Source organism: Paenarthrobacter sp. NPDC057355 (assembly GCF_042667405.1).
Taxonomy (GTDB): Bacteria; Actinomycetota; Actinomycetes; order Actinomycetales; family Micrococcaceae; genus Arthrobacter.
On the sequence record NZ_JBHVAL010000021.1, the window covers coordinates 56,090 to 75,504 of the forward strand.

Sequence of the window (19,415 nt, forward strand, 5' to 3'; positions counted from 1 at the left end):
GGAGACATTCCCATTAAAAGCACGACGGCGGGTGGTGCGGTCCGCTGGGAACCGCACCACCCGCCGTCGTCACCCAACTGAGTAACAGTAAGTGTCGTAATGAGGGCTCATAGCGACGTTTGCTGTTACTCAGTTGGGGGAGTAACTAGTGGCCTTCTGCCGAGAAACGCTTGATGGAAGCTTCCAGCTCGGCTTCGGCTGCAGCGCGGTCGCCCCAGCCCTCAGCCTTGACCCATTTGCCGGGCTCGAGGTCCTTGTAGCGGGTGAAGAAGTGCTCGATTTCCTTGATCAGGAATTCGCTGACGTCGCTGACTTCCTGGATGTGGTCGAAGCGTGCGTCAACCGGAACGCAGAGAACCTTGGCGTCTCCGCCGCCGTCGTCGGTCATGTTGAACACGCCGATGGGGCGGGACTCAACGATGACGCCCGGGTGGAGGTCGAAGTCCTGCAGGAGCACCAGTGCGTCCAGCGGGTCGCCATCTTCACCCAGCGTGTTCTCGAAGAAGCCGTAGTGCGTGGGGTACTGCATGGAGGTGAACAGGACGCGGTCCAGGCGGACACGGCCGGTTTCGTGGTCAACTTCGTACTTGACGCGCGATCCCTTGGGGATCTCGATGGTCACGTCGTGCTTCATGGAATGCTCCTTGACGGGTGGGTGGGGCGTCGCTCCGCAGAAGCGGCCGCCACGGGTGGCAGGCTGCTTGGCCCGGGGCTGGCGGCAGGCAAAAGTACAGCCGGTGCCGCCGACTACTATTGAGGATATAGCGAGAGACCCGGGTTTCTTGAACCGGCGGGGACATTTCAGGACTGACAGGACCAAGCAGCTGCATGAAGGGCGTTAAAAACGGGGGTGCCCGGAAGAGGGTGTCCACGGCGTGGGGGCGCTTGACGTGGCCGTTGCTGTTGGCGGTGGTTTTGCTGTGCGTCGCCGCCGTGGTGGCCTCCGGAATGGTGCCCGGACTGCTCAGCATGCCCAAGCCGGCACCATCAGTCCCATCCTGGCAGCAGGAACCTGTGCAATTGTCCGGTTCCAGTGCGCTCCTTCCCTTGGATCCGAAGGCGCCCGTCCCCCTACCTGCTGAAGTGGCGCGGCTCCTTGACGGCAGCCTCAAGCCGGACGGATCCGGCAATATCAGTGGCGTGGTCCTGGATGCCATCACTGGGCAAGTCCTGTTTGACCGCGACGCCAACTCCAACCGCGTCCCGGCGTCGAACATGAAACTGCTGACGGCCGTTGCCGCGCTGAAAGCGCTGGGTCCCGAATCGCGGTTCACCACCAGGGTGCTCGGATCCGACAAACCCTCCACCGTGGTCCTGACGGGCGGCGGTGACGTGCTGTTGGGGGCTTCCGGCTCCGACCGTGCCGCCGTTCTTGGGCACGCCGGGCTCGCTTCGCTGGCCAAGGAAACCGCAGCGGCCTTGGCCTCCAGCGGCGTGCAGGGTCCCGTCGCGGTCCAGGTTGACGACTCCCTCTTCACCGGCCCGGCGCTGAACCCTGCCTGGAGCCTCGACGACGTCGCAGCCGGCGAGACCGCCCCTTTGTTTTCCCTCGCCCTGAACTCCGGCCGTTACTCACCCGGCGTTGAGACAGGCCCCCGGCCGCAGGACTCGGCCATCACCACCGCCCAGGCGTTCGCCGAGCAGTTGGCGGCGGCCGGCGTCGCGGTGAGTCCCGGCGTCGAGCGCGGCAAGGGCCTGCCCGCCAAAGTGCTGGCCACCGCGGACTCGGCCACGGTCAGCGAGCAGGTGGACCTGATGCTGCAGACCTCCGATAATTTCCTGGCGGAGGCACTGGGGCGGATGACCGCCGCTGCCAGCGGCAAGGAAACCACGTACGACGGCGCCACTTCAGCCGTGCGGCAAAGGCTGGGGGAGTTGGGGATCGCCACGGATTCGATGCTGTTGGCTGACGTATCGGGCCTGGCACTGGAGAACCAGGTCAGCGCCCGGCAGTTTGCCGACGTCGTCCGGGCCATTACCAGCGGCCCCGACCCGGCACTGCGGGCCGCCCTGGACGGTTTCCCAATAGCCGGCCTGAGCGGCACCCTGAACGACAGGTACGTGGATCCGAGCACTGCCGGAGGTGCCGGACTGGTCCGTGCCAAGACCGGAACGCTTAATACAGTCATCGCCCTGAGCGGTTATGTGGTGGACGCTGATGGCCGGCTGTTGGTGTTTTCGTTCATCGGCAATGGCCTGGATCCGGGAGCAGCGGGCAACAAAGTGGCCATGGACCGTGCAGCGTCCGTGCTGGCCTCGTGCGGCTGCCGGAGTTGATGCGGCGCGGGGTCCTCGTCGGTGTGCTCCGCGTGGAGCGAACTTAAGGTTCACTGCCAGCCACGTGTGGTGTGATGGACCGTATGGTGTCATCTGCACGCGAATCGTCAGCAGGGGCCCAGTCCCTGATCAATTGGGATCTGGCCGCCGCTACGGCTGCCCGGCTTGCTCCTCCTGGCCCTGAACTGAGCGCCGGGGAGATCGGCAAGGCGGTGGAGAACCTGCGCTTCAACGCCGATGTCTCCGTTCCGCACGTGCACGACATCACCGGACTGGATGCCGCACGGGACCTGCGTGATTCCCACGTCCTGGTGGTGGACCGGGCCTCGTGGTCCAAGGCCAACACCCAAAGCTTCTCGGTGATGCTTCAACCCGCGCTGGCGAAGATGCTCGAAAGCCGCGGCGGTAGTGCCATGAGCCCGGCGGCCGCTGCAGCAAGCGGCGCCATTACAGGGACCCAGCTGGGCGCGGTCCTTGCTTTCCTGTCCAGCAAGGTCCTTGGCCAGTACGATCCCTTCGCTGCCCTGGCCCCCAACTCCAACGTTCCCCCGGGCGGACGGCTGCTCCTGGTGGCCCCCAACATCATTTCCGTGGAGCGCGAACTCAACGTCCACCCGGACGACTTCCGCCTCTGGGTCTGCCTGCACGAGCAAACCCACCGCGTGCAGTTCGCAGCCGCACCTTGGCTGCGGCACCACATGCTCGAGGAAATCGAGAAGCTCAGCGGCAACCTGCTGGGCAACATGGACTCGCTGGTTGAGCGGGCCGGTGCGGTGGCCAAGTCCTTGCGGGACCGGAATCCTTCGGAGAAAACCCCGGGGCGGGGCGCCATCCTGGACCTCCTGCAGAACCCCGAGGAAAAGGCGTCCCTGTCCCACATCACCGCGGTCATGAGCCTCCTTGAGGGCCATGCCAACGTGGTGATGGATGCTGTGGATTCCAGCATCGTCCCGTCCGTGAAGACCATTCGCCAGCGCTTCAATGACCGCGGCAAGGACCGCGGCGTGGTGGAGAAGTTCATCCGCAGTGTTCTCGGTTTGGACGCCAAGATGCGCCAGTACACCGACGGCGCCAAATTCGTCCGCGAAGTTGTTGCCGTGGCCGGTATGGAAGGCTTCAACAGGGTCTGGGAATCAGCGGAGTACCTGCCCACGGAGGAAGAAATCCACAACTCCCGGCTGTGGCTTGAGCGGATGGGCCTTTGAGCCTTCCCGCCGGATCCGGTTCTGGTTCAGAACGCAAGGGACGACGACGGCCAGGCCGCTTGGCGCCTGTCGTCGGCAAGGCACGGAAACAGTTGCAGAACGCCTTGGCCGCTGCGGGCTACCCATCGAAGGTGCTCGTAGCCTGCAGTGGCGGGCCGGATTCATTGGCGCTTGCTGCCATTGCTGCCTATTTTGGGCGTCGCGGCCACGTGGATGGGCATCCGGTGTCGGTCGCCGGCGTCGTCGTGGATCATCAGCTGCAGGCCGGCTCGGCGGAAGTCGCTGCCAGGACCGCATCCGTGTTGCGCGAACTGGGACTTTCTCCGGTGGAAGTGCGCACAGTTGACGTTGCTTCCACGGGTTTTGGCCCGGAAGCTGCCGCCCGGGACGCACGCCATGCTGCGCTGGAGTCGGCGGCCGATGACCTTGGCTGCGACGTGATCCTCCTCGGCCATACCCTGGATGACCAGGCCGAACAGGTGCTGCTGGGGTTGGCCCGCGGCTCGGGAACGCGCTCCCTTGCTGGCATGAGGCCCGCCCGTGGGCGGTTGCTTCGGCCGTTCCTGGGCCTCCGTCGCGAAGAAACGGTGGAGATCTGCGGGGTTGAGGAACTGGATCCCTGGCATGATCCGAGCAACTCCGATCCCGCCTTTGCCCGATCCAGGACGCGTGTGGAAGTCATGCCTGTCCTGGAAGAAGAACTCGGCCCCGGCGTTGCTGAGTCCCTGGCCCGGACCGCGGCCATCCTGCAGCAGGATGCGGATTTCCTCGAGGATTTGGCCAACGAGACCTATCTCTCACTGGTGGAGCGGGAGGAAGGCGTTGCATGGTTGCCGGAGGACGCCGTCCGCGAGCTGCCCGCAGCGCTAAGGTTCCGGGTCATCGCGAAGGCTGCGGCCGACGTCGGCGGTCAACAACCAGGCTATGGGCGGCTCCAGGCGGCCGAAGCGCTGCTTCGCCGGCAGGGCTCGGCAGGTCCGGTGCAGCTTCCCGGACATGTCAGCGTTTCCCGCCTGTCCCTCAGCGATTTGGCGCAGGAACGGCCAATTGCGACCGGCGCATCGACTGGTGATTCGGCAAAGGCCGTTCCCCGTGAAGCCGCACGCTGTGGGAAGCTAGTATTCCGGCATCAGAAACCGTCCCAGCAGTAGCCGCACCCCGAGCATCAAAACAGGAGCCATTGGTGGATTCAAACGACGTCCAGGCAGATCTCAAGCACGTTCTTTACACCAAAGAGCAGATCCAAACGCGTATCGCGGAACTCGCGGCGCAGATCGACAAGGACTACGAAGGCCGCGACATCCTCATTGTCGGTGTGCTGAAGGGTGCTGTCATGGTCATGGCTGACCTGGCCCGTGCGCTGCACAGCCACGTCAGCATGGACTGGATGGCTGTTTCGTCCTACGGCTCGGGCACCCAGTCTTCCGGTGTTGTCCGGATCCTGAAGGACCTCGATACCGACCTCATGGGCAAGGACGTCCTGATCGTTGAGGACATCATCGATTCCGGCCTCACCCTTTCCTGGCTGAAGTCCAACCTGGAGTCCCGTGGCACTGCCAGCGTGGAGATCTGCACGGCCTTCCGCAAACCGACTGCCGCCAAGGTCGAAATCGACGTGAAGTACGTTGGCTACGACATCCCCAACGAATTCGTTGTTGGCTACGGCCTGGATTACGCCGAGAAGTACCGCAACCTCGACTTCGTGGGCACCCTGGCTCCGCACGTTTACGAGTAAGCGCTCTTTCTCTTCGCCGCACCCCTTGCCGCCGTTTGCACCCGTAACAACTGGTGCGTTTGGCGGAAAGTGGTGCGGCGTTGCTGCTTAAGGGGTGCGCTTGGCGGGAACGGGTGCGGCGTTGGGGCCTAACGGGTGCGCTTGGCAGGAACGGGCGGGGCGTTGCTGCCAAACAGGTGCGCCGAGCGCAAAGTGGTGCGGCGTGGGGGCCTAACGGGTGCGAATGGCGTCGGCCGTTCATCTTGGCTTGGCCGGTCCTGCCGCTGCTCCACTTGCCGGGGCTAGCTTGTGCCCCGCACCCCTTGCCGGGGCTAGCTTGTGCCCCGCACCCCTTGACGCCGTTTGCACCCGTAACCTCTGGTGCGCTTGGCGGGAAATGGTGCGGCGTGGTGGCCTAACGGGTGCGAATGGCGTGGGCCGTTCATCTTGGCTTGGCCGGTCCTGCCGCTGCTCCCCTTGCCGGGGCTAGCTTGTGCCCCGCTCCCCTTGCCGGGGCTAGCTTGTGCCCCGCTCCCCTTGCCGGGGCTAGCTTGTGCCCCGCTCCCCTTGCCGGGGCTAGCTTGTGCCCCGCACCCCTTGCCGCCGTTTGCGCCCGCGACAACGGGTGCGCCGAGCGCAAAGTGGTGCGGCGTGGGGGCCTAACGGGTGCGAATGGCGTGGGCCGTTCATCTTGGCTTGGCCGGTCCTGCCGCTGCTCCCCTTGCCGGGGCTAGCTTGTGCCCCGCACCCCTTGCCGGGACTAGCTTGTGCCCCGCACCCCTTGACGCCGTTTGCACCCGTAATCTCTGGTGCTCTTGGCGGGAAATGGTGCGGCGTTGCTGCTTAGCGGGTGCGCCGAGCGTGTGTGGTTGCGACCAGGGGGTTGCCGAACCTGCCATCTCTCCATCCGCCGGGGCTAAACTAAGCCATGACCGGTGCTTCTGCCCGTGTTTTGACATGGCTTGCCGTCATCGCGACTCTGCTCACGGCCTGCACACCCGCCGTCGACCTTCCCGGTACCGACGTCGGTCAACCAGTGGCGACATCGTCCTACGGGCCCACTGCAGGCGGGGTTGCCACGATCCCGTCCACGGGTGCCACACAAACTTCTGCGCAGCCACAAGCTGTGCCCCCAGCTGTGCCCCCGCCGGCGCCGGCACCCCCTGCCTCGCCCCAGCCATTTGCCCTAAACCTGTATCAAACGGGCGACTTCGTCCCTCAGTACACCTTTGATTGGTGCGTTGCTGCGAGCATTCAGATGGCCCATAACCTCATTGACGACACGGGTGGGGCTTCATGGGCTGATCCTGCGCAGCAGGGTGAGTTATGGGAGATGGCCAGGGCCAGGTCCTCCGACTCGTTCAATGGTGCCAACCCTTTCGGCTGGGCGCAGGTGTTGACTGAGTCCGGAATGGGACCGTACACGGTGGTCAGCATCGCAAAGTATGAGGACGCCCTGCAAACGGCCGCGGCGGCCATAGCCAATACCGGGAGGCCTGTGGGCCTGGTCATGTGGAGCGGCCGCCACGCTTGGGTCATGAGCGGATTTGAGTCCATGGGTGATCCCGGAGTGTTCCCGGACTTCAAGGTAACCGGAATTCACGTCCTGGATCCGCTCTACCCCTATGGAAGCGGCCAATGGGGTGCATCTCCCGAACCCAACAGCCTGGTCACTCCCGAGCAGCTGGCGACGCAGTTCGTGGTCCGGGAACCCCGGCGATGGAGCAGCGGCTTGCCGGCCGGCTACTTGCTGGTGCTCCCTGTTGCTTCGGCCTGACACAACCGAAGTCCGGCCCAACCCAACCGCAACCTGGTCTGACAGGCGTTGCGTTGCGGTGGGCCGCAGTCCCGAAAATCCCGTTCAGGCAGGACGCAAGGACGTGAGACCGCCGTCGTTCAGTATGCGCGCAAAGGCGCGGGGGTCCATCATCTCTGCCCAGCCCCACCGGATGACGGTCAAGCCCAGAGCCCGCAGACCATTTTCGCGGGCCTTTTCGGCCATGACTGCCTGCTGAATGGTCTGGTCTCCCCGGATTTTATTCCTCAGGTACTTGCCGTTGCCGTCAAATTCCCCCACGAGGTCGAGTTCCGGCCACCAGAAATCCGTTCGTGCTGTTCGTCCGTTCCGCAATGTAAAAGAGCCTTGAAGAGTGGGGGCGGGGAAGTTGAGCAGGATCATCCGGGCCCGGCTCATGGATTCCCCTACCGACTCCGACTTGTCTGTGGACAGTTCGAGGACCGTGCTGGCCCGACGCCGTCGTGACTGACTCGTGAGCACGGCCATAGCGTCAGCAAGTTCGTCAACGCCCGACGGCTGACCCCAGGCCCTTTCCTTGTCCCAATCGTCGACTTCGGGAGCTTTGCCCCGGGCTTTGTCTCGTCGGCTGGAGTCCACAACCGCCAATGCCTCGGCAAAATTCAGAGTGGCAGCCAGCTCCGCAGTGGTGCGCACTTTGTTCGTGACCTGGAAGTCGCCAAGCCTGGCAACAGCGACGTCACGGGACCCGAAGCTTCTACGGATCCCGTGTTTTGATCGACCACCTGTGGGATCTGAAGTGACGGTGCACAGGTGCTTTGGAACACCAACTACGCCGAGCCCCCAGAGGAGTGCCGCCGTCTGCAGGTTGAAAATGGGCGTCAACCTTGCCGTGTTGACCAGCGCCGCTGCGTGGAGCCCGTGCCGCTGACGGTTGTTGAGCTCCGCCCAGTAAGCAGCCCGGACATATGTGCCTCGTCGGACCCGGACAAGCTCGCCGCGTTTGGCACGTTTGGCGAGTTGGCGTGCGTCCTGTCCAATACGAGTCGCATCTGTGGCGAGTATGAGTTCTTGTAGGACCATGGGTCCTACGCTTCCCCCAGTTGTCCTGGGCCGAAAGCTACAGCTTGGTCTATGTGGAAAAGCACCGCCGGGATTCGGGTGGAAAGACTACGCGGCGCACCAAAAATTGGTGATGGCTGGCCAACGCACGTCCTGTGGACGCGGCCCTTTCCGCCAACCGCGCCCCTTGTTCACTCTCTCCGCGCCCGTTGCCGCCGTTCGCACCAGTGGTTACGGGCGCGAACGGCGCGAAGGGGTGCGCGGTCCGGAGGGGCGGGCGGGCCAATGGGCGCGGAGCTGAAACATCGCGAGCAACAAACCCTGTCCCGGCGAGCCCACGGCGAGTATCCTGTGTACGCCCAGAGGGAACTTTTGGACTTTCCAGTGCGTGAATTACTGGGAACGGTGTATAGCTTGAAACCGAAGCAGCACCACTCGCGCGCAGAAGTTGCGCCTTGCAGCACTACCAGGAGGGACGGGGCAAAACCCCGATCAGATGAAAGCTAAGAGTTTCTTCAAGGGCCCGGGCATCTGGATTGTTGTCGTCGTTGGCTTGCTCCTGGTGGCATTCGCAACACTGGCTCCGGGCGGTTCCACACGCATTGACACCAAGGATGGCCTCGAACTCCTTTCCCAGAGCGGCAAGGTGGAGCAGGCCAAGATTTTCGACGCCGAGAACCGCGTCGACCTGGTGCTCAAGGACAACCTCAACCTGGACGGACAGGACAAGGGCAAGAACGTCCAGTTCTTCTACGTCACGGACCGTGGTCCCGACGTCGTTAAGGCTGTCACCAACGCCAACCCGGACAAGGGATTCACCGACCAGCCCGTAGAGAACAACTGGTTCTCCGGCCTGTTCTCGCTGCTCATCCCGGTGCTGCTGCTGGGTGTGCTCTTCTGGTTCCTCCTTTCCCGCATGCAGGGTGGCGGCTCCAAGGTGATGCAGTTCGGCAAGTCCAAGGCCAAGCTGGTCAATAAGGACATGCCCCAAGTGACCTTCGCCGATGTTGCCGGTGCTGACGAAGCCGTGGAAGAGCTCCAGGAAATCAAGGAGTTCCTCCAGGAACCGGCCAAGTTCCAGGCTGTTGGCGCCAAGATCCCCAAGGGCGTTCTGCTCTACGGCCCTCCAGGCACCGGTAAGACGTTGCTGGCCCGTGCTGTTGCCGGTGAAGCCGGTGTTCCGTTCTTCTCCATTTCGGGCTCGGACTTCGTGGAGATGTTCGTCGGCGTGGGCGCTTCCCGCGTCCGCGACCTCTTCGAGCAGGCCAAGGCAAGTTCCCCTGCCATCATCTTCGTGGACGAGATCGACGCCGTCGGCCGTCACCGTGGTGCCGGAATCGGTGGCGGAAACGACGAGCGCGAGCAGACCCTGAACCAGCTCCTTGTGGAGATGGACGGCTTCGACGTCAAGACCAACGTCATCCTGATTGCTGCCACCAACCGTCCCGACGTCCTGGACCCCGCACTGCTGCGGCCAGGCCGCTTCGACCGTCAAATCACCGTGGAAGCCCCGGACATGGTGGGCCGCGAGCAGATCCTCAACGTCCACGCCAAGGGCAAGCCGATGGCACCAGGGATCGACCTCAGGGCTGTCGCCAAGAAGACTCCCGGCTACACCGGTGCCGACCTGGCCAACGTCCTGAACGAGGCCGCGCTGCTGACTGCCCGTTCAAACGCCAACCTGATCGACGACCGCGCCCTGGACGAGGCCATTGACCGCGTCATGGCCGGCCCCCAGAAGCGCAGCCGCGTGATGAAGGAACTCGAGCGCAAGATCACCGCGTACCACGAAGGTGGCCACGCGCTGGTGGCAGCAGCACTGCGGAACTCCGCCCCGGTCACCAAGATCACCATCCTTCCCCGCGGCCGCGCCCTCGGCTACACCATGGTGATCCCCGAGGACGACAAGTACTCGGTCACCCGCAACGAACTGCTGGACCAGATGGCCTACGCCATGGGCGGCCGCGTCGCCGAGGAAATCGTCTTCCACGACCCCTCCACGGGTGCCTCCAACGACATCGAAAAGGCCACCTCCACGGCCCGCAAGATGGTCACCCAGTACGGCATGAGCGAACGCGTTGGTGCTGTGAAGCTGGGCCAAGGTGGCGGTGAGCCGTTCCTTGGACGTGACGCTGCCCAGGAGCGGAACTTCTCTGACCAGATCGCATATGTCGTGGACGAAGAAGTTCGTCGCCTGATCGACCAGGCACATGACGAGGCGTACGCCATCCTCACGGAAAACCGGGACATCCTGGACCGCCTGGCGCTGGAACTCCTGGAACGGGAAACACTGAACCAGACCGAGATCGCCGAGATCTTCCACGACATCCGCAAGCGCGACTTCCGCGAGATCTGGCTGTCCAAGGAATCCCGGCCGGTCCAGTCGATTCCGCCGGTGGAAACCCGCGCCGAAAAGGCCGAGCGCGAAGCCCAGGAGGAAGCCAAGAAGGCCCGTTTGGACGAGCCGCTGGACGTTGTAGCTCCGCACGCCCAAGGCGTCAGCAGCCAGGATTCCTTCCAGGCCCCGCAGCCCGACGGCGGCAACGACCACCCACATCACGGCTAAGCTTTCTGCTGTGACTCATTTCGACGACGACGACCTCGCCGCCGCCCACGGTTCCGCCGCGGGCTCCAAGGCCCACTCCAAGGTGGACCGCCCGCGCATCGAAGCGGCTGTCCGGGAAATCCTCCTGGCCATTGGCGAAGACCCTGACCGTGGCGGCCTGCAGGACACGCCAAAGCGCGTGGCCAAGGCCTACGCGGAGGTCTTCGCGGGACTCCACCAGCACCCGGCTGACGTTCTTTCCACCACGTTCGACCTCGACCATGAAGAGCTCGTCCTGGTGAAGGACATCCCCTTCTACTCCACGTGCGAGCACCACCTTGTGCCGTTCCACGGAGTGGCCCACGTTGGTTATATTCCGTCACATGACGGCAAGGTGACCGGCCTCAGCAAGCTGGCCCGTCTGGTGGATATCTACGCGCGCCGGCCGCAGGTACAGGAGCGCCTCACCACGCAGATCGTAGAGGCCCTGGTGAACCACCTCAACCCGCGTGGGGCGATTGTCGTCGTCGAATGTGAACACATGTGCATGTCCATGCGCGGCATCCGCAAGCCGGGCGCCAAGACCGTCACCAGCGCGGTGCGCGGTCAGCTCCATGACCCGGCCACCCGCGCCGAGGCCATGAGCCTCATCATCGGAAGGTAAGCATTATGGACTCCCTCGCTGCAGCACCCGGAACCGGCCCGGCTACAAGCCCGCTGCCGGTTCTCCGTAAGCCGCGGCCGGCGGCCAGGTTCGAGGACCTGCCAACGGACCGCACGCTCGTCATGGGAATCCTCAACGTCACCCCGGATTCCTTCAGCGACGGCGGCAATCACCGCACGCCTGACTCGGCAATCGCGCTGGGCCTGCGGATGTTCTACGCCGGAGCTGACATCATCGACGTCGGTGGCGAGTCGACGCGGTCGGGCGCCGAGCCCGTGGACCCCGAAGAAGAACAGCGCCGCGTCCTGCCGGTGGTCCAGGCCCTGGTGAAGGCGGGTGCACTGGTCAGCATCGACACGATGCACACCTCGACGGCTGCGGCAGCCGTCGAGGCCGGTGCCGCCATCATCAACGATGTGTCCGGCCTGACCATCGAACCCGGTATGCCGGAACTCGTTGCACGCACCAAGGTCCCGTACATCCTCACGCACCGCCGTGGGGACGCCCGGACCATGGACAGCTTGACGGACTACGACAACGTAACCGAGGACGTGGTGGCCGAACTCAGCGGCGTCCGCGACAAACTGTATGCCGCAGGCGTTGCTCCGGAGCAGATCATCGTCGATCCCGGCATCGGGTTCTCCAAGAACGAGGACCAGAACTGGGAGCTGCTGAAGAACCTGGACCAGCTCTTCACCCTTGGCCACAAGGTGATGGTGGCCGCTTCCCGCAAGCGCTTCCTGGGTTCGCTTCTTACCGTGGCCGGTAAGTCGGCTGCTCCGCTGGAGCGCGATTCCGCTACCGCAGCCATCACCGCTTTGAGTGCTGCCAAGGGCGCCTGGGCTGTCCGCGTCCACGACGTCGGTCCCAACCTTGACGCCGTCAAGGTTGCCGCCCGTATCGCCCGCTGATTGGATAAAGCTGTGGACAGGATCACGCTGACCGGCGTCACCGCCGTCGGTTATCACGGAGTGTTCGATTTCGAGCGCCGGGACGGCCAGCCCTTCGTCGTGGATGCCGTGCTGCACACGGATTTCACCCAGGCTGCCGAGACCGATGATCTGCAGTACACAGCGCATTACGGCCAGGTCGCAGAGCTGATCACCAAGCACATAGAGGGCGAGCCCTTGAACCTGATTGAAGGCCTCGCTGTGCGGATCGCCGAGGGCATCCTCGAGAACTACAACGTGGCCGCCGTCGACATCACTGTCCACAAGCCCAAGGCGCCGATCGAGGTGCCGTTCGGCGATGTGACCGTCAGCGTCCACCGGGAGCGGTCATGAGCTCTGGCTATACCAAGGCCATTTTGGCGTTGGGCAGCAACCTGGGGGAGCGCAACGACACCCTGTCCACTGCTGTCGCGGATTTGGTTGACCCGCCGGAGGTCCGCCTTCTGGGGGTTTCGCCGGTGGTTCAGACCAAGCCCGTCGGTGGGCCGGAGGGCCAGCCTGATTTTTTGAACATGGTCATGGCGGTGGAAACCACGCTTACCCCGCTGGAGCTCCTGAAGCACTGCAACGAGGTGGAAGAAAAGCATCACCGTACGCGTGAAGTGCGCTGGGGTCCACGGACGCTGGACGTGGACATCATCGTGTTCGGTGACTTTGTGAGCGACGATCCCGTTCTCACCATTCCGCACCCCAGGGCAGCCGAACGGGCCTTCGTGCTCTACCCGTGGTCGCTGCTTGAACCGCACGCCGAGCTGGAGGGCCGGAGCGTGGCCGAGCTGGCCGCCGTCGCTGCTGACATGCCGGACATCCGCAGGTTTGACGGCTATGGCGATGTCGCCGGCATCCCGGCGACAGGGGCGGTGGAGTAGCCATGAAAGCCATGCGCCCAGTGGTTTTGGTGCTCATCGCCGTCATTGCTGCCGTCATCGGGTGGTTGGCAACGTTGTCCACCAACCGCTTCAGCATGCCCACTCCGGTCCTGCCGACGTCGGCACTGGTCACCATGGGCGTTATTGCCGGGCTCACGCTCTTTATGGGTGTGCGGGTCCTGCGCTGGCGGAACGGCAAGAAGAAGAACCTGCTGAACCCGATCCTTGCTGCAAGGACGCTGATCCTTGCCCAGGCGTGCGCTTACGCGGGAACGCTCCTCCTTGGCTGGCATGCCGGAATTGCCGTGGATCTTTTGCGGATCGGCACCTTGCGCAGCGGTGAAGGCATCCTGTGGAACGCGCTGCTGATGGGCGGAGGCGGCGTGGTGATGGTGGTCGTCGGGCTCGTGGTGGAGCGTTTCTGCCGTATACCGCCGGAGGATATCGAGGGCGGCACTTCCGGTCCGGAAACCCGCCGCGGAGAGACCAAAGGCGAAGGCGAATATGCATACCGAGGCGATTGACCCTCCCGGCGTCCAGTGGCTGCGGGTTTCCCCGAAGTACGTCACCGTCCGTTTGGTGGAGTGGGCCATCGGCAACCTGGTGATGCTGGCCGTTCTTAGCCTGCCGCTTGTGTTCGTGCTTCTGGGTTGGTGGCGTTGGCCGCCCTTGTGGTTGGCGATCGCAGTCCCCGCGGTGATGTTGGTGCTGGCGCTGTGGCGCCTGGTGCTGATTCCGCGTCAAGTGCGGGCCATCGGTTACGCCGAACGCGACGATGATCTGCTCATCCGCCGGGGCATTTTTTTCCAGCGCACTATGGTGGTTCCCTACGGCCGGATGCAGTACGTCGATGTCGCCGTCGGTCCTGTTGAGCGCAGCCTGGGGCTGTGCACCCTGAAACTCCACACGGCTTCGACGGGAACAAACGCGCATCTTCCTGGCCTTCCAGCGCAGGAAGGTGCCCGCTTGCGGGAGCAGCTCTCGGCCCGCGGAGAAGCCAGGCTGGCCGGGCTGTGAGCCCTGGAGAGCCAGTGACGGTGTTGCCGGATCAGGCGGTCGACGGCGGCTGGCAGCGGGTCCACCCTGCGTCACCGTTCGTGCGCGGCTGGGTGGCCTTGGCCGCCGTCGGATTCTTCTTTGGGCGCGATGCCTTCGAGCGGATGCTGCAGGGCCGGGACTTCGTTGACCCGACTTTGAGCGGCAGGGTCCCATGGCTGCTGGCCGCAGGCGGCGTGGTGCTGCTGCTGACGGTGGGTGGCTTCATCCTCAGCTGGTATTTCACGCGCTACCAGGTGGCCGAGGGCTTTGTCCGCGTGAACACCGGCTTCCTGTTCAAGCAGCAGCGGCAGGCCCGCCTGGATCGGGTGCAGGCCATCGATATTGTGCAGCCCCTTTTGGCGCGGATCTTCGGTCTCGCGGAACTCAAGTTTGAGGTGGCCGACGCCGGTGAGTCGGCCGTGCGGCTGGCTTACCTCCCGGTGGAGCAGGCCAAGCAGCTGCGCGCCACCATCCTTGCCCGTGCGGCGGGCGTGGTCAGCGAACCTGGCTCGACCCAGGAAGTCCCGGAAGCGCCGGAGCATGTTGTGTTGTCGGTCCCGCCCGGGCGCCTTCTCGGTTCCCTATTGCTAAGCGAACAGACCGTGGGCATCCTCCTCGGCGCCGCAGCGGTGGTTTCAATGAGCGTTCTCCTGGATAACACGGCCATTTTCCTGGCGCTCATTCCTGCCATTTTGGGTATTGGCGCCTCATATTGGAGTGCGTTCAACAAGGGCTACAACTTCACTGCCGCCATTTCCCCTGACGGCATCCGGCTCCGCTATGGCTTGCTGGATACGCAGGCCCAGACGTTGCCTCCGGGCCGGATCCAGGCCGTGATGGTGAGGCAGCCTCCCATTTGGAGGATTTTTGGCTGGTACCGCATGCACGTCAACGTAGCCGGTTATGGTGCGGCGGGCAGCACCGAGGGCGCGGCCCGCACCATGTTGCTCCCGGTGGGGATGAAGTCCGACGCCCTGCGGATGCTGTCGTTGGTATTGCCGGATCCCGGTGTTGATAGTCCCGAGGCCGTGTTCATTGCGGGTCTGGAAGGGCTCGCGCCGGCCTCTGGCAGCGCTTCCCGGACTGACGGATTCGTCACTACGCCGCGTCGTGCCTGGCTGCTGGCTCCGCTGGGGTGGCGCCGTAACGGCTTCCTCGCCACAGGCACTGCGCTGCTGATCCGGTCCGGCCGGTGGTGGCGCACGCTGGTGGTGGTTCCGCACCAGCGCACCCAATCCATGGCCTTGCAGCAAGGTCCCCTGGCCCGCCGTTTCGGCGTGGCCGATCTTGTCCTCCACACCACGGCCGGTCCAGTCATGCCAAGGGTGTTCCAAGCGGGAGTGCCGCAGGCGGTGGAACTTTTCGACCAGCAGGCGGCCCGCGCCCGGGAGGCGCGCAAACGGCAGACCAGTGAGCAGTGGCTGGCGCAGGTGGCGCCGCAGGCTCCCGAGGTTGCGGCAGCAGCCCAACCCCAACACATCAACCAGGAGGACCGACTCGATGGCTAAGCCAGGACGACTCGGAGTAGGAATCGTCGGCGCCGGCAAGGTGGGAGCAGTCCTGGGCGCGGCTTTGCGCGCGGCCGAGCACGCCGTCGTCGGGGTTTCCGCCGTGTCCGAGGCGAGCCGCGAGCGGGCCGAAAACCTGCTGCCCGGCGTCCCGATCCTGGAAATCCAGGACATCGTGGAGCGTTCCGAGCTGGTGCTGTTGGCGGTACCTGACGACTCCCTGGGCGAATTGGTGGCTGGGTTGGCTACGCTGGGTGCCTGGCAGCCGGGTCAGCTGGTGGCGCACACATCGGGCCGGTATGGCGTTGGCATCCTTAATCCCGTGCGGGCCGCAGGTGCGATTCCCCTGGCCCTGCACCCGGCCATGACCTTCACCGGCATGAGCCTTGACCTGACGCGCCTCATGGATTGCACCTTCGGTGTCACTGCGGATGCAGCCATGCTGCCGATCGCGCAGGCACTCGTGGTGGAAATGGGCGCCGAGCCCGTCGCCATCGCCGAAGCGGACCGCACCCTGTACCATGCGGCACTGGCCCACAGCTCCAACCATATGGTCACCCTGGTGGCACAGGCCTCGCAGATGCTGCGGGAGATCGGCGTCGAAAGTCCGGAGTCGATGCTGGGTCCGCTGTTGAGGGCGACGCTTGAAAACGCCCTTGCATCCGGCGAATCAGCGCTGACCGGGCCAGTGGCCCGCGGAGATGTGGGTACTGTTACTGCGCACGCCCAGGCGCTGAAAGAGTACGACGCCGGTGCCGGCGGCGACGTCCTTGCCGCCTACCGGGCCATGGCGCGCGCAACGGCGCGCAGGGCCGGAAACCGCGGCCTCCTGGGCCCGGAACAACTGACGGATATTGACGCGGCTTTGGATGCAGAACCCAAAGCGACGGAAGGAAACTGAACCAGATGGCCATCAAACTCGTGACCACCGAAGCGGAGTTGCGCGCGGAAAGCGCGCGGCTGCTTGCTGAAAAGCACGGGAGTTCCCAGGGCCTCGTCCCCACGATGGGTGCCCTTCACCAGGGGCATGCCGCCTTGGCAAGGACGGCAGCGGCCGAGAACGATGTTGTGGTCGCGACTATTTTCGTGAACCCATTGCAGTTCGGTGACGCCGTGGATCTGGACCGGTACCCGCGGACGCTGGATGCCGATATGGAGCTCCTGAATGCCGAGGGTGTGGACCTCGTCTTTGCGCCGTCAGTGGACGAGGTCTACCCGGGCGGGCAACCGTTGGTGCGTGTTACCTCCGGACCGCTGGGCGAAAAGTGGGAAGGCGCGTCGCGGCCCGGGCATTTCGACGGCGCCCTCACCGTGGTGGCCAAGCTGCTGCACTACGGACTCCCCGGAGGTGCTGCCGCGGACGGCACGACGGCGGCCTACCGGGCTTACTTTGGCCAGAAGGACGCGCAGCAGTTGGCCCTGGTGAAGCGGATGGTCTCGGACCTGAACTTCCCCGTGGAGATTGTCCCTGTGCCCATTGTCCGCAGCGACGACGGCCTGGCCCTCTCAAGCCGCAACCGCTTCCTCTCTGATGACGAACGCGAAGCGGCCTTGGTGTTGTCGCGGGCCCTGCGCCTTATCGAGTCCCGCGCGAAGGCGCACGAACCGCTCGACCTCGATTCCGCCGTCGCGCTTGTCCAGTCCCAGCCGCTGGTGGAACTGGACTATTTCGACGTCGTGGATCCCTCCACCTTGGAACCGCTCGCCGAAAACTGCAAGGAAACCCCGTTCCGGGGCGAAGGGCTGGCGATTATCGCCGCAAAGGTGGGCCCCGTGCGGCTCATCGATAACGCCCCATTGTTTTCCTGAGGTTTGATTTTTTCTGGTGACGGGAATTGGCCGGGCGTCTAGACTGTTTTAGTCTTCACCGGCACTGATCGCCGGACATCACATTCAAACCTTGGGGAACCTTCATGTCTACCGACGTCACGTCCGACGCAAACGGCAAGCCCGAATCCGGGGCTTCCGGAGCACCCGCCTCAGCAGGGACAACGTCCGCACAGGCGCCCGGATCCCAGGGTCAGGCCCCGCAGTCCCCGACCCCGCAGGCGCCGGCCTCTGACAAGATGTCCCGCGAGTCCGTGACAGTCATCGTCACGTTGCTGGTGGCGACCTTCGTGGTGATCCTCAACGAAACCATCATGAACGTTGCCCTGCAGCGCCTCATGACGGATCTTCAGGTCAGTGCCTCCACCGTCCAATGGTTGGCCACCGGCTTCATGCTCACCATGGCAGTGGTCATTCCCACCACGGGTTTCATCTTGCAACGCATGAGTACCCGCGGGGCTTTCATGCTGGCAATGGGGCTTTTCAGCGGTGGCACCCTCCTGGCGGCAGTGGCACCGGGATTCCTGGTACTGCTGCTTGCCCGTATCGTCCAAGCCGGCGGCACGGCCATCATGCTGCCGTTGCTGATGACCACCATTCTTACCCTGGTCCCGCTGTCCAAACGCGGCGCTGTCATGGGCAACGTGAGCATCGCCATTTCAGTGGCACCTGCAATGGGACCCACCGTTTCCGGCATCATCCTCGACCATTTCTCGTGGCGCTTCATGTTCGTGTTCGTGCTGCCCGTTGCCTTGGCCGCTTTCGCGATTGGTGCCAAGTACCTGACCAACGTGGGGGAGGGGGAGAAGACCACACTTGATCTCACGTCCGTGATCCTCACGGTTCCGGCTTTTGGTGGGCTGGTCTATGGCCTTAGCCAGATCGGTGGTTCCAATGCGGGGGTGGTTCCGGTGATCGCGCTGGTCATTGGCCTTCTCTGCCTGGCGTTGTTTGTCTTCCGGCAGCTCAAGCTCCAGAAGTCCGATGCCCCGTTGCTGGATCTGCGTGCTTTCAAGTTCCGCATGTTCACCGTGTCCACGCTCTTGATGGTGGTGGCGATGATGGCCCTCTTCGGCGGAGTCATCCTCTTGCCCCTGTACCTGCAGAACACGCTGCACCTGCAGCCGCTGGAAACCGGTCTGGCTTTGTTGCCCGGTGGCCTGGCCATGGGTCTGCTGGGCCCCGTCATCGGCAGGATCTTCGACAAGGTTGGCCCTCTGCCCCTGACTCTGTCCGGTTCCATCCTGATGGTCCTGACGCTGTGGCAGTTCTCCCGGCTCGACGAGGGCAGCTCCCTCGGCTGGGTGATTGCCCTTCACGTTGCCCTGAGCTTCGGCTTGGCGCTCCTGTTCACGCCGGCGTTCACCACCGGACTGAACCCGCTTCCGCCGCATCTCTACTCGCATGGTTCGGCAATCATCAGCACGGCCCAGCAGGTTTCGGGCGCGGCCGGCACCGCATTGCTCGTGTCGATTTACGCCGTGGTTTCGGCTTCGTCCGGACTGGTTGCCGGCATGCAGGCCGCGTTCCTGGCCGCGACGGTGATTGCCGTAATCGCCGTGGTGCTCGGCGCCATGATGCGGAAGACCGAAGGCGCCGGAGCCCACGGAGGCCACTGACCCCGCGCGCCCCCCGCCCCTCTCTCACATCCCGCGGGTTTGGTGCCGTCGCTCGCTCACATAACAACCGTTTCACCTCAACGCTCTCTCACCTTGTACGTGGGGGAGCGTTGTTGCTCTCGGGACTGGACCCAAATTCCAGGGCGGGTACCGACGCTCTCTCACGTTCCCGAGGTTTGGGCTGGTCGCTCGTTCACGTTCCCGGGGTTTGGCGCGAACGCTCGCTCGGTTGGGTGTTCGACGGCGGGTGGCTGGGTGGTGTGATGGGGTTCACGGGGTGGGTTTGTGGGTGTTTTGGGTGTTTCGTCCGCTGTTTTGGCGGGGTTTGCCTTGTGTTTGCGGGGTTTTTGGGTGGGGTTTGGGTGGATTTGGTGTGGGGGT

The 19,415-nt window shown here is 64.2% G+C and carries 18 protein-coding genes; 16 read left to right on the forward strand and 2 right to left on the reverse strand.

Translation table 11 applies throughout. From position 1 onward, the window contains the following. Positions 1-145: 145 nt before the first annotated feature. Entirely contained in the window at positions 146-634 is a 489-nt protein-coding gene (locus tag ACFUOZ_RS18695) for an inorganic diphosphatase (protein WP_144663396.1), read from the reverse strand. Positions 635-828: 194 nt separating this feature from the next. Here ACFUOZ_RS18695 and dacB point away from each other — a divergent pair, with 194 nt between their 5' ends. The 5 genes from dacB to ACFUOZ_RS18720 all read left to right on the forward strand — a co-directional run bounded on the left by dacB (position 829) and on the right by ACFUOZ_RS18720 (position 6,973). Continuing rightward, positions 829-2,277, forward strand: a complete 1,449-nt coding sequence (gene dacB / locus ACFUOZ_RS18700; protein ID WP_377550847.1) for a D-alanyl-D-alanine carboxypeptidase/D-alanyl-D-alanine-endopeptidase — start codon at positions 829-831, stop codon at positions 2,275-2,277. 83 nt (positions 2,278-2,360) lie between these two features. Then, positions 2,361-3,482, forward strand: a complete 1,122-nt coding sequence (locus tag ACFUOZ_RS18705; protein WP_377550849.1) for a zinc-dependent metalloprotease — start codon at positions 2,361-2,363, stop codon at positions 3,480-3,482. Positions 3,483-3,574: 92 nt separating this feature from the next. Then, positions 3,575-4,633, forward strand: coding sequence for a tRNA lysidine(34) synthetase TilS (tilS, locus tag ACFUOZ_RS18710; RefSeq protein WP_377550877.1), 1,059 nt, complete (start codon positions 3,575-3,577; stop codon positions 4,631-4,633). Positions 4,634-4,665: 32 nt separating this feature from the next. Then, positions 4,666-5,217, forward strand: coding sequence for a hypoxanthine phosphoribosyltransferase (hpt, locus tag ACFUOZ_RS18715; RefSeq protein WP_011772910.1), 552 nt, complete (start codon positions 4,666-4,668; stop codon positions 5,215-5,217). 907 nt (positions 5,218-6,124) lie between these two features. After that, positions 6,125-6,973: a hypothetical protein gene (locus ACFUOZ_RS18720; RefSeq protein WP_377550851.1), complete on the forward strand. Its 849-nt coding sequence runs from the start codon at positions 6,125-6,127 to the stop codon at positions 6,971-6,973. An 84-nt stretch (positions 6,974-7,057) separates the two neighbouring features. Here the strand turns inward: ACFUOZ_RS18720 and ACFUOZ_RS18725 are convergent, their stop codons facing one another. Further along, positions 7,058-8,035 (reverse strand): hypothetical protein, encoded by a 978-nt coding sequence (locus ACFUOZ_RS18725; RefSeq protein ID WP_377550853.1) that lies wholly within the window; start codon positions 8,033-8,035, stop codon positions 7,058-7,060. A gap of 475 nt (positions 8,036-8,510) precedes the next feature. On the opposite strand from ACFUOZ_RS18725, the gene ftsH reads away from it, so the two are divergent. From ftsH to ACFUOZ_RS18780, 11 genes are all read left to right on the forward strand, one after another. After that, the gene (gene ftsH, locus ACFUOZ_RS18730) at positions 8,511-10,580 is read left to right on the forward strand and encodes an ATP-dependent zinc metalloprotease FtsH (protein WP_377550855.1); all 2,070 of its coding nucleotides are present in this window, start codon (positions 8,511-8,513) and stop codon (positions 10,578-10,580) included. A gap of 10 nt (positions 10,581-10,590) precedes the next feature. Further along, positions 10,591-11,223 (forward strand): GTP cyclohydrolase I FolE, encoded by a 633-nt coding sequence (gene folE / locus ACFUOZ_RS18735; RefSeq protein WP_377550857.1) that lies wholly within the window; start codon positions 10,591-10,593, stop codon positions 11,221-11,223. Between the two features lie 5 nt (positions 11,224-11,228). Further along, a complete protein-coding gene (gene folP / locus ACFUOZ_RS18740; protein WP_377550859.1) occupies positions 11,229-12,134 on the forward strand; it encodes a dihydropteroate synthase in 906 nt (301 codons plus the stop codon). A gap of 12 nt (positions 12,135-12,146) precedes the next feature. Continuing rightward, positions 12,147-12,506 carry a dihydroneopterin aldolase gene (gene folB, locus ACFUOZ_RS18745; RefSeq protein ID WP_377550861.1) on the forward strand — a complete coding sequence of 120 codons (360 nt, stop codon included), beginning with the start codon at positions 12,147-12,149 and terminating at the stop codon, positions 12,504-12,506. Further along, positions 12,503-13,042, forward strand: coding sequence for a 2-amino-4-hydroxy-6-hydroxymethyldihydropteridine diphosphokinase (gene folK / locus ACFUOZ_RS18750; protein ID WP_377550863.1), 540 nt, complete (start codon positions 12,503-12,505; stop codon positions 13,040-13,042). The genes folB and folK overlap by 4 nt, the downstream gene beginning before the upstream one ends. 2 nt (positions 13,043-13,044) lie before the next feature. Beyond that, positions 13,045-13,566: a DUF3180 domain-containing protein gene (locus tag ACFUOZ_RS18755; protein ID WP_377550865.1), complete on the forward strand. Its 522-nt coding sequence runs from the start codon at positions 13,045-13,047 to the stop codon at positions 13,564-13,566. Continuing rightward, positions 13,547-14,059, forward strand: a complete 513-nt coding sequence (locus tag ACFUOZ_RS18760) for a PH domain-containing protein (protein ID WP_274258985.1) — start codon at positions 13,547-13,549, stop codon at positions 14,057-14,059. The genes ACFUOZ_RS18755 and ACFUOZ_RS18760 overlap by 20 nt, the downstream gene beginning before the upstream one ends. Before the next feature lie 14 nt (positions 14,060-14,073). After that, positions 14,074-15,588, forward strand: coding sequence for a PH domain-containing protein (locus ACFUOZ_RS18765; RefSeq protein ID WP_377550867.1), 1,515 nt, complete (start codon positions 14,074-14,076; stop codon positions 15,586-15,588). Next, the gene (locus ACFUOZ_RS18770) at positions 15,581-16,489 is read left to right on the forward strand and encodes a Rossmann-like and DUF2520 domain-containing protein (RefSeq protein WP_377550869.1); all 909 of its coding nucleotides are present in this window, start codon (positions 15,581-15,583) and stop codon (positions 16,487-16,489) included. Before ACFUOZ_RS18765 ends, ACFUOZ_RS18770 begins: the two co-directional genes overlap by 8 nt. A 5-nt stretch (positions 16,490-16,494) precedes the next feature. Continuing rightward, positions 16,495-17,397, forward strand: coding sequence for a pantoate--beta-alanine ligase (gene panC, locus ACFUOZ_RS18775; RefSeq protein ID WP_377550871.1), 903 nt, complete (start codon positions 16,495-16,497; stop codon positions 17,395-17,397). A gap of 104 nt (positions 17,398-17,501) precedes the next feature. Then, positions 17,502-19,034 (forward strand): DHA2 family efflux MFS transporter permease subunit, encoded by a 1,533-nt coding sequence (locus tag ACFUOZ_RS18780; RefSeq protein WP_377550873.1) that lies wholly within the window; start codon positions 17,502-17,504, stop codon positions 19,032-19,034. The last annotated feature ends 381 nt before the right edge of the window (positions 19,035-19,415 follow it).

What these genes read in the sequence shown, in the direction of transcription:
- dacB (WP_377550847.1), top strand. Translation starts at nt 829, where the DNA reads ATGAAGGGCGTTAAAAACGGGGGTGCCCGGAAGAGGGTGTCCACGGCG.
- ftsH (WP_377550855.1), top strand. Translation starts at nt 8,511, where the DNA reads ATGAAAGCTAAGAGTTTCTTCAAGGGCCCGGGCATCTGGATTGTTGTC.
- ACFUOZ_RS18780 (WP_377550873.1), top strand. Translation starts at nt 17,502, where the DNA reads ATGTCTACCGACGTCACGTCCGACGCAAACGGCAAGCCCGAATCCGGG.
- ACFUOZ_RS18695 (WP_144663396.1), bottom strand. Translation starts at nt 634, where the DNA reads ATGAAGCACGACGTGACCATCGAGATCCCCAAGGGATCGCGCGTCAAG.
- panC (WP_377550871.1), top strand. Translation starts at nt 16,495, where the DNA reads ATGGCCATCAAACTCGTGACCACCGAAGCGGAGTTGCGCGCGGAAAGC.
- ACFUOZ_RS18705 (WP_377550849.1), top strand. Translation starts at nt 2,361, where the DNA reads ATGGTGTCATCTGCACGCGAATCGTCAGCAGGGGCCCAGTCCCTGATC.
- folP (WP_377550859.1), top strand. Translation starts at nt 11,229, where the DNA reads ATGGACTCCCTCGCTGCAGCACCCGGAACCGGCCCGGCTACAAGCCCG.
- ACFUOZ_RS18720 (WP_377550851.1), top strand. Translation starts at nt 6,125, where the DNA reads ATGACCGGTGCTTCTGCCCGTGTTTTGACATGGCTTGCCGTCATCGCG.
- ACFUOZ_RS18770 (WP_377550869.1), top strand. Translation starts at nt 15,581, where the DNA reads ATGGCTAAGCCAGGACGACTCGGAGTAGGAATCGTCGGCGCCGGCAAG.
- folK (WP_377550863.1), top strand. Translation starts at nt 12,503, where the DNA reads ATGAGCTCTGGCTATACCAAGGCCATTTTGGCGTTGGGCAGCAACCTG.
- ACFUOZ_RS18760 (WP_274258985.1), top strand. Translation starts at nt 13,547, where the DNA reads ATGCATACCGAGGCGATTGACCCTCCCGGCGTCCAGTGGCTGCGGGTT.
- ACFUOZ_RS18725 (WP_377550853.1), bottom strand. Translation starts at nt 8,035, where the DNA reads ATGGTCCTACAAGAACTCATACTCGCCACAGATGCGACTCGTATTGGA.
- ACFUOZ_RS18755 (WP_377550865.1), top strand. Translation starts at nt 13,045, where the DNA reads ATGAAAGCCATGCGCCCAGTGGTTTTGGTGCTCATCGCCGTCATTGCT.